The sequence below is a fragment of the Streptomyces hirsutus genome, from assembly GCF_001418415.1.
In the GTDB taxonomy this organism is placed as follows: Bacteria; Actinomycetota; Actinomycetes; order Streptomycetales; family Streptomycetaceae; genus Streptomyces; species Streptomyces hirsutus.
Genome location: NZ_LIQT01000207.1, coordinates 1 through 11,249, shown reverse-complemented (window position 1 = coordinate 11,249; position 11,249 = coordinate 1). Strand labels below are relative to the sequence as shown.

The 11,249-nt window shown below is 69.5% G+C and carries 11 protein-coding genes and 1 pseudogene; 7 read left to right on the top strand and 5 right to left on the bottom strand.

The window, feature by feature from the left end; all coding sequences use genetic code 11:
* Positions 1 to 296, bottom strand: a 296-nt coding sequence (locus AOK11_RS16715; RefSeq protein ID WP_240497374.1) for a DUF6083 domain-containing protein, incomplete at its 3' end; no start/stop codon positions are given.
* Positions 297 to 466: 170 nt separating this feature from the next.
* The gene (locus tag AOK11_RS16710) at positions 467 to 730 is read right to left on the bottom strand and encodes a helix-turn-helix transcriptional regulator (protein ID WP_055594519.1); all 264 of its coding nucleotides are present in this window, start codon (positions 728 to 730) and stop codon (positions 467 to 469) included.
* A gap of 171 nt (positions 731 to 901) precedes the next feature.
* On the opposite strand from AOK11_RS16710, the gene AOK11_RS16705 reads away from it, so the two are divergent.
* The 4 genes and pseudogenes from AOK11_RS16705 to AOK11_RS16690 all read left to right on the top strand — a co-directional run bounded on the left by AOK11_RS16705 (position 902) and on the right by AOK11_RS16690 (position 4,571).
* Positions 902 to 1,912: a hypothetical protein gene (locus tag AOK11_RS16705; RefSeq protein ID WP_055594518.1), complete on the top strand. Its 1,011-nt coding sequence runs from the start codon at positions 902 to 904 to the stop codon at positions 1,910 to 1,912.
* Positions 1,913 to 2,190: 278 nt separating this feature from the next.
* The gene (locus tag AOK11_RS16700; RefSeq protein WP_338058930.1) at positions 2,191 to 2,748 is read left to right on the top strand and encodes a hypothetical protein; all 558 of its coding nucleotides are present in this window, start codon (positions 2,191 to 2,193) and stop codon (positions 2,746 to 2,748) included.
* A 456-nt stretch (positions 2,749 to 3,204) separates the two neighbouring features.
* Positions 3,205 to 3,363 (top strand): annotated as a pseudogene (locus tag AOK11_RS45005) (integrase core domain-containing protein); the annotation flags it as partial.
* Between the two features lie 116 nt (positions 3,364 to 3,479).
* Positions 3,480 to 4,571: an integrase core domain-containing protein gene (locus AOK11_RS16690; RefSeq protein ID WP_055594515.1), complete on the top strand. Its 1,092-nt coding sequence runs from the start codon at positions 3,480 to 3,482 to the stop codon at positions 4,569 to 4,571.
* 485 nt (positions 4,572 to 5,056) lie between these two features.
* On the opposite strand, the gene AOK11_RS16680 is transcribed toward AOK11_RS16690, so the two are convergent.
* A complete protein-coding gene (locus tag AOK11_RS16680) occupies positions 5,057 to 6,037 on the bottom strand; it encodes a winged helix-turn-helix domain-containing protein (RefSeq protein ID WP_055594514.1) in 981 nt (326 codons plus the stop codon).
* 89 nt (positions 6,038 to 6,126) lie between these two features.
* Between AOK11_RS16680 and AOK11_RS16675 the strand changes: the two genes are divergently transcribed.
* From AOK11_RS16675 to AOK11_RS42885, 3 genes are all read left to right on the top strand, one after another.
* Positions 6,127 to 7,443: an MFS transporter gene (locus AOK11_RS16675; protein WP_055594513.1), complete on the top strand. Its 1,317-nt coding sequence runs from the start codon at positions 6,127 to 6,129 to the stop codon at positions 7,441 to 7,443.
* 363 nt (positions 7,444 to 7,806) lie between these two features.
* Entirely contained in the window at positions 7,807 to 9,174 is a 1,368-nt protein-coding gene (locus AOK11_RS16670; RefSeq protein WP_079034895.1) for a VanZ family protein, read from the top strand.
* Between the two features lie 206 nt (positions 9,175 to 9,380).
* Positions 9,381 to 9,518, top strand: a complete 138-nt coding sequence (locus AOK11_RS42885) for a hypothetical protein (protein WP_157869381.1) — start codon at positions 9,381 to 9,383, stop codon at positions 9,516 to 9,518.
* Between the two features lie 434 nt (positions 9,519 to 9,952).
* Here the strand turns inward: AOK11_RS42885 and AOK11_RS16665 are convergent, their stop codons facing one another.
* On the bottom strand, positions 9,953 to 10,489 hold the full coding sequence (locus AOK11_RS16665) for a DUF4240 domain-containing protein (protein WP_055594512.1): 537 nt from the start codon (positions 10,487 to 10,489) through the stop codon (positions 9,953 to 9,955).
* A gap of 198 nt (positions 10,490 to 10,687) precedes the next feature.
* The coding region (locus AOK11_RS16660; RefSeq protein WP_157869380.1) for an integrase core domain-containing protein at positions 10,688 to 11,249 on the bottom strand (562 nt) is incomplete at its 5' end.

The window sequence follows — 11,249 nt, the reverse complement described above, 5'->3', positions numbered from 1 at the left end:
AGGCGGCACCAGCCGCTGCCGTCGCCGTGGGGGTGGGCGATGCCGCCGCTCAGGTGCCAGCGGCAGGCTTCGGGGACGCCGGTGGTGGCGACTTCCGCCGGGTGCAGGGCGATGGGCCGGTGGTCGGTGCGCTGGTACCAGTCGATGTGGTGGCCGCACCGGCCACAGCGGCCGCTCTGGCCGGCGCGCAGCAGGCGGCTGGGGCTGGTGGCGGCCACCCGCAGCGGGCGGCGCGGATGTGTGGTGCGTCGGCTGCCGTCCCAGTGGCAGTCGGCGGAGGGGGTGTGGGGGCGCATGGCGGGGACCGTGCCAGGCGACACCCCGCACGGATCGGGAGAAACACAGCAGTGTCCCCCGCACGGCCCAATGACACCGGACGCCTGATCCAGTCGGCGTCGAAGTGTTCGATGCGTGTTCGCCGGTTCGGGTGATTCGCAGCCTGGCAGTGTGCGGGAGCGCGGGTTGGTCAGGGTTCTGGTGTGCCGGGCAGGGTGTGGTCGTCGCAGAGGGTGCCCAGCAGTTCCTCGAACGGGACGTCGAAGGTGTGAGCGAGGGCGTGCCAGGTGGTGAGGCTGCCGGTGGTGCGGCCGTGTTCGAGGTCGATGAGGGTGCGCCGGGCCAGGCCGCTGCGGCGGGCGAGTTCGTCGAAGGTCCAGCCGCGCTCGTTCCTCAGCCGTGCCAGTGTGATGCGCAGTGTGGTGAGGTCGGGGTCGGGCGGCAAAATCGTCACTCGACCATCCGACGGTGCAGAACCCTGCCCTGTCAGTGCAGACTTCTGCACTATCTTCTGGGGCAAGGGTGACGTTCACGAGCAGGAATCAGCCCTGCCGGGTGGGCGCCCTTGGGGCCTGCGACTGGAGCATCCCCATGACCGCGGGGACAGACAGGAGGGCACGGGCCGATGAGGCTTGCCGGCGCGCATGCCGCGGTGCGGCGCATCTGGACGGTTGAGCTGCGTGCACGGGCGGGCGGCCCGAGTCTGGTCTGCGCCCACTGCACCATGCACACCCCTCCCCTCAAGACCACCTCCGCGCGGTCCGCCGCCCTGGCGCATCTGGCCCGTCACGCACGTGCCGGTGCGCTGCCGGGACATCTGCGCACCTGCCAGTGCCGCGAACAGGGATGCTCATGGCATCCGCGCCACCGCGGATGCGCCGGACCGGTCCTGCTCGCCCTCACCCTCGACCGCAGCGGCCGCGCCTGGCGGCTTGCCGACGCCTGCACGGCCTGCGCGGCCGCCACCAGCCGCACGGCCGTCGTCCCCGACACCCTGCTCGCCTCCCGCCGGCCCAGGCGCCCCAAATGCAGCCCTGCCCCTCTGGGCGGCCCGGCCGAACGCGGCCACGTGCGGGCAACGCTCGCCCACCTGGCGGCGGCTGTCCCCCAGTCCACCTCCCCCGCCGCCCGCCTGCTCGCCCTGCAGTGCGCCCTGCGCGCCGACCCCAGTGGCCACGTCCGGCTGCCCGGTGGCCTGTTGCGCGGCATGCGGCTGTGCGGCCGCGGCGAGCTGTGGGAGGAACTGGAATACGCCAACTGGCTGCGCCGCACGGCAGGCAGGCACCCGCAGGTGGCGGTGCATCTGCTGGACACCGCGGCCCTCTTTCCGCAGCCGGACAGCCGGGCGCGGGCCCGTGCCGCGCAGTGGGCGCTGCACCCCGTACCGCTCACCGTGCCGGCCGGACTGCCTCCCGCCGTGCGTCTGACCGCGCTTGCTCTGGCCTCACACACCTCGGGCAGCACGGAGAGAGGCGACATGAGCGCCCTCGCCCGCCTGTGCGGCCACTCACCGCAACAGACCGCGGAACTCCTCGACCGGCTGGCGGCATCGCAGACCTTGGCCGGCTGGCAGCACGACTGGGAAACCGACGAGATCTTCTGGCAACTGCCGTCAGCACCCCGGACAGGACACTGACACCGGCCGGCGGACGACTGCTCAACCCCTTGAAGGGCCAGGGGCGGGCATCTCTCGGCAGGAACATCCGGTTCCCCTCACGGCGGCCGGGTCTACGCTGGCGCAGGCCGCAGCTTCCTGCGGTCCCGCACAGCCCAGTCCACGGACAGCCCGCTCCCCGACCACGCGCGCACGCACCGACCCATTGGGGCGGCGTGGCCGGTGAACCGACGAAAGGCCCCGTCATGCCAAAAACCCAGGCCCCCACCACAGAACTGACGTCGCAATACCTTGCCCAGGTGACCGGCGACCTCGAGCGCAACATCACGGAGCAGGAGCGCATCGAGGCGGAAATCACAGCCCTTCGGGAGCGGTTGACTGCCCTGCGGCAGGACCACACCGTGCTGATGAGCGTGCAGCAGGCACTCGGCATCACACCGGCGCCGGCCCAGCCCGCAGCCGAGTCCGAAAGTGCCACCCTGCCCTCTCCCCGGAAAGCAGCAGCCCCCGGCCCCGGCAAGCGGACGGCAAGGAAGCCCGCCGCCAAAAAGTCCGCGGGCACGGCGTCGGGCACGGCGAAAACGGCCCGGCCCACCCTGGTCGACCTCATCCGCCGCCACCTCGCCGAGCAGAGCGAACCGCGCTCCGCCGCCGAGATCTCCGCCGCACTCGGCCAAGCCCACCCCGAGCGCGACATCAAGACCAAGGTCGTGCGCGTCACCCTCGAAGGGCTCGTGGCCAAGAGCCAAGCCCAGCGCACCAAGCAGGGCGCCTCGGTCTACTACACCGCCCCCACCGCACCAGAACCCACGACCGCCACCCAGGCCGAAACGCACCCCGAAGACACCGACCACTGAAACGTAGGGGAGGCATTCCCCGTCCCCCGCCTCCATCTGCCAGCGGCAGGGCACAGCTGAAGGAAGATTCCACCGGAAAAGGTTAAATTCCGCTGGGTCGAGCAAGTTGGTACCCCCAAGATCCCGGTGCCAGGAAGAGCTCCTGCCGACCGTCGGGGCCAGCAGCCGCATCGACATCGCTACTCGTCGGGGCGGTGTGCGGGCCCGCCATTACGAGGACCGGACCCGCACTCTCCGCTGTCAGGCCGAACGCGGAATGGCGATCTTGACTGCGAGGGTGAACCCGGAACCGGCAGGTGAACCCGGAACCGGCAATCGTCACGGCAGTTCCGAGTGCCTCAAGTTCGCCCGGCATTACCAGCAACACGGAAACGGCGCCCAGCAAGGCCACAACGGCGATCACCACCACTGCTACCGCATTGGCAACGGGCAACTGCGCTACAGCAGCAGGTCGTTGCCCGGTTGTTGGTGCTGCGGCATGAGAACGCGGTGCTGCGCCGGCAACTCGCCGGTCCGGTGCGGTACGAGCCGGCCGACCGGATCCGGTTCGCCGCGCTGTCCGCGTTGTTCCCGCGACGCCGATGGGCGCGGGTGTTCCCGGCCACGCCCGCGACTGCGGGTGCCGATAAATCATCCGCTCAGGCCACGGCCTTGATCGGCCTTCTCTGATGCGACGTCGGCCGCCCCGCTGTCTTCACCTGGGCAGGGGCGGACGGCATCCATGATCGGTCGTGCTGCTGCGCCTGGCCTACCTCGCCACGACCAACACCCTGGCACTCCTGCGCCTGCTGCCGATGAGCGACCGCGACAAGGACATCGAAATCCTTGCGCTCCGACACCAACTGCTGGTCCTGCAACGCCAGGTTGGCAAGCCCGCCTTCACCGAAACCGATCGCGCCATCCTCGCCGGCCTGCTCCACCACCTCCCGAGGGCGAAGCTGCGCCACCTCCTGCTGCTGGTACGCCCGGACACGATCCTGCGGTGGCACCGCAACCTGCTCAAGCGACGCCACGCCGCGACCTGTGCGCCGAAGCGGCGTGGGCGCCCGCCCACCGTCCGCTCGATCCGCGTCCTGGTCCTGCGTCTGGCCAGGGAGAACGCGTCGTGGGGGTATCGCCGGATCCACGGCGAGCTCGCGGCTCTCGGTATCGAGGTCGCCGCCTCGACCGTCTGGGAGATCCTCCGCGAGCACGGCATCCCACCCGCACCCGAACGGCAGAGCACCACTTGGGCCGACTTCCTGCGCAGCCAGGCCGACGCGCTGCTCGCCTGCGACCTCTTCGAGACCCGCACCTTGACCGGGGCGCGCCTGTACGTCTTCGCCGTCATCGAGCACTCCAGCCGGCGCGTCCGGATCCTGGGCGCCACCGCGCACCCGACCGCGGAGTGGATCGTGCAGCTCGGCCGCAACCTCGCCATGGACCTGGAGGACGTGGGCAGCAGGGCCAGGTTCCTGATCCGGGACCGAGACGCGAAGTTCACAGCCGCCTTCGACGCCCTGCTGGCCGACGCCGACCTGAAGGTCGTCACCACCGGCATCCGGATACCCCGGATGAACTCCCTCATGGAGCGCTGGATACAGACCTGCCGGCGCGAGCTCCTCGACCGCACGTTGATCTGGAACCAGAGCCACCTCCTGCACGCGCTCCGCGAGTTCGAAACCTTCTACAACGAGCACCGCCCGCACCGAGCCCTGGGGCAAGCGGCTCCGCTCCGCCAACTCCCCGAACCGATCGCCGATCCCAGACAGACCAACCCCCTGGAAGTCCATCGACGAGATCGACTCGGCGGAACCCTTCACGAGTACCAACATGCTGCGTGACCAGGATGAATGAATAACCGGCACCCGCAGAGCCGGGCTGGACGCCGCAACGCGGGCAGGGGTGCCGCTCGACGTCGTCCGCGTCGGCAGCCGGGGGACCTTGAGGGTTCGTCATGACCCCAGATTTTCGGACAATGCAAGTCTCAGAAGGGGGTCCGGACCACTCTTACGTGAGAACGAGTTCTGAGAACCGATCGAAGATCAACGGGCGACCGGCGGCCCGCTTTTGATCTCGCTCCGGCAAAGGACCGTTTGTGAGAATCGCCCGGCATCGGGGTCGGTGTCGCTCGGGTGGGTTCCGGCGAGCTCCGACCTCGACTGTCGGTGAGATTGATCATGGTCCGGGCGGCCTTCGCGCTTCTGCGCTGGTTGCGCCGGCCGCGTATCCGCTGGGAAATCCGCGTCGGCATCCACCAGGCCTTCCTCACCCTCGGCCGCGCAATCGTCTGCTAGCGGCGCCTCAAAAGCAGTGCTGATCTGATCCCTCAGCCCGAACCGGCGACCAGTGCCTCGCCGAGCGGGGTGCGCCGGTAGAGCACCGACCGTCCGGACCGGCCGCGGACGAGCAGTCCCGCGCCTCGCAGGATGGCGAGGTGGTCTCCTACCGCGCCGGGTGTCATGGCGAGGCTTCGGGCGAGGTGGCTGGTACTGGCCGGGGCGTCCAGTGCCAACAGCAGCCGGGCTCGGGCCCGGCCGACCAGAGCGGTCAGCGCGTCCGGTCGGGGGGCGCTCTCTTGTTCGCCCCACAGGGCGGCGGTGCCGCGGGCACGATAGACCAAGGTCCTGGGCCAGGGGTCTTCCAGGTGGGCGGCGATATGCCCGACGAAGACCGAAGGGATCAGCAGGAGCCCGTCGCCGGCGAGGCGGACTGTTCCGACTCGGGGGAAGTGGCCGATCTCGATGCCGCCGGCTTGCCAGGTGATGCTCGGGTGCAGGCTCTCGATGGTCGTGGCCCATCCGTGTTCGCCGATCACCCCCACCCGGTGCACGATGTCGCGCTCACAGATCGCGCGCAGTTGCGGCCAGTCCGGGGCGAGCAGTTCGTGCCAGGCCTGGTCCATCGCCTCGGCGATCCTGGAGGCGGCGTCCGGTGAGTCCAGCACTGCGCGTACGCGGGGATCACGGGCGGACGGGCCGGTCGCGGTGGTGGCGATTTCGTGGCGGGCCGCTTCCAGCGGTGTGGCCCGGATCATGGCCAGGTCGTCTGCCCAGGTCTGGTTGAGGCCGCGCGGGGGCGGAGCGACGAAGTTCGGTCCGCCTTGCGGGGTGTGCAGGGCGAGGGCGGCGTTCAGTTCGCTCTCGCGGCGAAGCCGTTCAAAGGCCGGCAGGAGCCGGGTGGCCCAGGCTCGCGGCAGCGGCCTGTCTCGGCCGGCGAGCGAGCCCAGCAGGAAGCACAGGTCCAGCGCGGGCGACAGTGCGAAGCGGCTGCGCAGCATGTCCTCGACGGAGACTTCGAAGCGCAGCACCGCGCCATGCTACCGAAGGACGTCTGTTCCGATTCGTCCAGCGACGAATCATTGGTGAGTGGCGTGGGCGCACGGCGAGGCTGGGCGTCATGACCCCAACCGCCGAACCCGCGCAGGGCAACCACCGTGCCACCTACCGGGAGGTGCTGGCCGAGCCGCGATTCCGGCTGCTCTTCTCAACACGCGCCGTCGCGATCACTGCGGACGCGCTGCGGATCACCACGTTCTCGGTTCTGGTCTTCTCGTCCACCGGCTCCGCGCTGCTGAGCGCAGTGGCCTTCGGCATCGGCTTCATCCCGCAGCTGTTCGGTTCGCTGTTGCTGGGCTCACTGGCCGACGGACTGCCGCCCCGCGCGCTCATCACCGGCGGCTACGCCTTGACGTGCGCCACCGCCCTGCTGCTCGCCCTGGTGCGGATGCCGATCGCGGCAAGCCTCGGTGTCGTGGCGCTGGTCGCCCTCGCCACACCGGTGTTTCACGGCGCGTCGAGTCGGCTGGTCGCTCAGTCGCTGGAGGGTGACGCCTATGTACTGGGCCGTTCGCTGAACAACATCGCTGGCGCCGGCGCGCAATTGTTCGGTCTGGCGCTGGGAGGTACGGCCGTCGCGGCACTCGGCCCACGCCGGGCGCTCGCGGTCAGTGCCGTCCTTTACCTCGGCTGCGCGCTTGCTATCCGCATCCGGCTCCCCCGGCTGCAGCCGGGGGAGTTCGGCGGCACACCCGGCAGCGCTGGGGGCGATGGCGGGGCCGTCCGTGCAAGCCTGCACGGTGCAGGCCTGCTGCTGCGCGGACGCACGGTGCGACGACTGATGCTGGCCCAGTGGCTACCCGTCGCGCTCGTAGCGGGCGCGGAAGGCCTCATCGTCGCCTACGCGGGAGAACGCCACTTCGCGCCCGGCTGGTACGCGGTGCTGATGGGCTGTCTTCCGGTCGGCATGCTTGTCGGTGACCTGCTGGTGGGTCGACTGCTACGGCCACGCGCCCGGGAGCGACTGGTAGTCCCGTTGATCGCGCTGGCGGGGCTGCCGCTGCTCGGCTTCGCCGCCGAGCCCGGAGTGGGCGTCTCGTCCTGTCTGCTGCTGCTCAGCGGCCTCGGATACGCCTACGGTCTCGGCCTGCAACGGCCGTTCCTGGACGCCCTGCCGCAGGATGGCCAAGGTCAGGCCTTCGGCTTGCTCGGCTCCGGCAGCATGACGCTACAGGGCGTCGGACCGGTTTGCTTGGGCGCGGTGGCCGCAGGCATTGGAACAGGCGGCGCAATCGCCCTGGCAGGCGGCGCGGTGGCGCTTACCGCCGGCTGGATTCTCACCTGGCACCCGTCCGCCTCCCCACTCCCCGTCCCGAACTGCTCAACGGGATCAGAGAACGGCACCGAACAGCATGCGTGTAGTTCTCCTGCGCAGTAACCGTCGCCGGTCGGGTCGGCCGCAAGCCGTCACGCACCCCACCCCCACCCCACGTCTCTCTGACAGACAGTCATTCCCGGTAGTTCATTGTGTAAGGAGTCCTAAGCCTCGGCTCTGCCAGCCGTTGCGGACCACGTACGGGATCTTGGGGTGCCGGTAAGAACCGTGTCACCAGCCGCAAACGGCAGTCCGTGAACAACAGCACCGCAGCTCAGGGGCCGTTCGCCGCGCCGGGCCCGTCGGTGGTCGTCCTCCGGGCACTGCTGCGGAGGTTCGCGCCGACGCATCTCGGTTAGGCTTCCAGGCTCAGAAATGATCAGGTGTTCGAGGCTCTGACCAGGCCGTCGGACATGACATCGGGGGATGGGCAAGCACGTGTTCAACGCCGTCTTCGGGGACGACATATGGTTCCTGGCCGAGCTCACAGCCGTGGCCGCCGTCCTGGGGCTCCTCGCGTGGAACGTGGCGCGCCGGCGCCGTATCGCCCGCGCGGGCTGGTGGGCGCCGCTGGTGTTCTGTCTCACCGGAGTCCTCGGGGTCACGCTGGCGCTGCGCGGCGGCACGACCGGACGTGCCGAGTGCGTGGTCAACCACGACCTCACCGAGCCGCTGTACACCACGCAGGGCCTGTGGAACCTGGCGATGTTCGTGCCGCTCGGCCTCTTCGGCGTGCTCGCCCTGCGCCGACCGCTGCCCGCGCTAGCCGGCGTCCTGGCACTGCCGGTCCTCATCGAACTCACCCAGGCGCTGGCCCCGTTCGTGAGCGGCATCTGCGACAGCGCCGACGTGGAGATGAACGCCGGCGGCGGTGCGCTGGGCGTGGCCGCGGGGCTCGTGCTGCTGCGCGGGCGCGTCGCCTGGCGGGCCTGGGCCGCGCCCACCGCGGCCGTGACCGCCGTCTTCGCCGTGCTCGGGGCGGTCGTCTGCCGGACCGTCGTCACCCTGAACCACATGGACGGCTCCACCGTGCGGGACGCCCGCGGTGACGAGCGCGTAGCCGCCGAGCGGGCCGTACACCAGGCCTTCGGCGACCGCTACCGGGTCGGCGCCGTCAGGATCAGCCCCGGCCTCGACGGCTACAACGGCTGGATGAACATCCAGTTCGCGGGCGGGTTCCCCGCGGAGCTGATGTGGCCCGGAGGACGCCGACTGAACGTGGACTTCGGGAACACCGCGGGTATGGGAAGCATGGAGAAAGTCGGTTACATGGTGCCGGGCGCCGGCACGCCCCACGGCACCGCCGACGCCTACCGCATCGCCCGCACCTACATGCGCGCCCACTACGCCTGGGCCGAGTCGGCGTCCTGGCACGCCACCCGAGCGGTCCACGACAGCGCCGGCTCCGGCTGGGTGACCTCCTGGCGGTTCAAGGAGCGGGGCGTGGAGATGCCCCGCAGCCTCGACGTACGGATCAACCCCGCCGGACGCGTGTACGGGATGCAGGTCGACCTCGGCCCCACGCATGTGCCCCTCCCCGCCAAGCTGATCTCGGCACGGCGGGCCGAGGAGATCGTCCGCGAGGAGCGGAGGAAGATCCGTGCCGACACGGCCGGGCTGCGGATTGAGGTCGGTCCGCTCACCACCGAGCGGACCATGGGCCATACGGGTCCGTGGCGCGCGGTGTGGTCGGTGGTCGTCACCGACACCCGGTGCACACCCGACGCGGACGGAGACGGCTGCGAACCGATGACGGTGTCGTTGGACGCGGCCACGGGCGAAAGCGCGGACTGAGGGGGAGCGCAAGCGCGCCAGTGCACTCTTGGCCCCTGGCGCGCTGTGTGGACGTCTGCCTCAGCTCACGTCCGCCGGGTCCAGCCGGTAGATCGTGGACTGGCTGGTCTGCGGCGACGTCTCGCCGGTCGACTTGGCAGAGCCGGACGTGTGACTCCACGGCGCACCTGCAGCACCAGGACCGCGAGGCTGTCGACGTCCAGGACGTGCTGGCCGTCGCCTGCGACCGCTTCGGACTGACCGACGTCGACCCCGAGCGGGCCGCCGCCTGGCTGCGGGCCCGCTACGAATTGCGCACCAGGTCCATGGACCTGATCACCGACGCGTACGAGTACGGCAACTGACCCGACTGAGAGCCCCCCAAAGGCCACCGCTGGAACACCGATTCGGGGTGCAGCTGTACGACCCCGGACTCACCCACACAAGTGGCACCCTCGCAAGATCACCACCGTTTGCGGCTGGTGACAGCGTTCTTACCGGCACCCCTCTTTGGGCGGTGCGCAGGGAGACTTCGCACCTGCCCGGCTCCGGGGTCGGGGCTGTTGCCTGAGCCGGGCGGCTGCGAGGGCGCCGGTCCTGGTGCGTCCTCTGGCAGGCCTGCGATAGAGTTGATCTTGAGAGTGCGGCCTGTGTCCGGTCTCGGGACTGGTAGGCCCACATGTTGAGGTGTCGCGTATTCGTCAGCGGAGATGCGTTCGCGCCCTGCAGGTGTGACGGACAGTGATGTTCGGGTCTCGCCGCCCGCTGTTTGACCTTGCCTTGCAACTACGAGCTCCGCTCACTCCAGATAGAGAGCTGCCAAGCGGGGCAGTCGGCGAGTCATTTCGCTGTGGTCGTCGAAATCGAAGTTCCAGGTAGGGTCCAGCTCCGGGTAGCGGATGGTGAACGCATCGTCAGGGAGTTGTTTGCCGGTCGCCATGATGTGTGCGTTCCAGACGATGCTTAGCGCCTCCTCGCACTCAAGATCGAGTCCGTCCGCCGCTGACGCTCGCACGATGGACAGTTCTGCCAGGGCATCGGGGTCAGCGACTATGCGCTCGAAGGCCTCGCGTCCCTGCGCAATCAACCAGCCACGGAAGTAGTCGAAGCCGTCGTCGGAACATCCACCGTTGATCACGTAGGCAGCGGCCCACAGAGGGTTCGTGTAGGAGTCTGCCATCAGACTCCACAGCACCTGCTGAGCGGCGACGATCTCCTCGGCCGGGTGCGTGGCCAGCTGCGAGGTTGCCCGGCGGGCGACGTCTTCGCCGTCGTTCGGGCTGGACGCCTGATTGCGGGCTGCCTCAATGAGCTGCCAGAACTGCTGTTTGTTCATGGCGGCAGAGCATGCCACCTGGTTCTGACATCGGGCCGGTCCCGGGAGCTTTGCCCACCACAGCAGCCACGTCGCTCCTGTCAGCGCGTGTGGTCGCCGGGCGCATATCGGCTCCAGGTTCCTCCGGCTTCGGTGACCAGCCGGGTGGTGGTCTTGTCGTGGTAACCCTGCCCTTGCCGAAATCCTCGTCCGGGCAGGTCAGGCGGCATGCTCGTACTCGTGGAGAAGGCCGCCGAGGCGATCGCGTCGTCGTACCTCGAGGCAGGCGATCTGGTCCGGACCGGCGATCGGCGGGGGCAACGGGTTCAACGGGCGGGCGTTCGCGATGCCCTGATGGGGCCGGTGCACATTGTAGAAACGCTCGAATTCCCGCAGGGCGTGGAGCAGATGCCGCTGATCCCAGACCAAGGTCCGGTCCAGCAGCTTGCGCCTACAGGTCTGCACCCAGCGTTCCATGACCGCATTCATCCGCGGCATCCGGACACCGCTGAGCACGACCTCGATCCCCGCATCGGCGAGGACCGCGTCGAACAGGGCGGGGAACTTCCCGTCCCGGTCCCGGATCAGGAACCGCGCCCGGCAGTTGACATCCTCCAGGTCCATGACGAGATTCCTCGTGGCCTGCGCCACCCACGAGGCCGTCGGGTGCGCGGTCGCGCCCAGGATCCGGATCCGTCGGCCGGCGTGCTCGATCACGGCGAACACGTACAGTCGTGCCCCGGTCAGGGTGACCGTCTCAAAGAAGTCGCAGGCCAGCAGC

Bases quoted from the DNA above. Each gene is read 5' to 3' on its own strand.
- AOK11_RS16705 (WP_055594518.1), top strand. From the start codon at position 902: ATGAGGCTTGCCGGCGCGCATGCCGCGGTGCGGCGCATCTGGACGGTT.
- AOK11_RS16675 (WP_055594513.1), top strand. From the start codon at position 6,127: ATGACCCCAACCGCCGAACCCGCGCAGGGCAACCACCGTGCCACCTAC.
- AOK11_RS16670 (WP_079034895.1), top strand. From the start codon at position 7,807: ATGGGCAAGCACGTGTTCAACGCCGTCTTCGGGGACGACATATGGTTC.
- AOK11_RS16665 (WP_055594512.1), bottom strand. From the start codon at position 10,489: ATGAACAAACAGCAGTTCTGGCAGCTCATTGAGGCAGCCCGCAATCAG.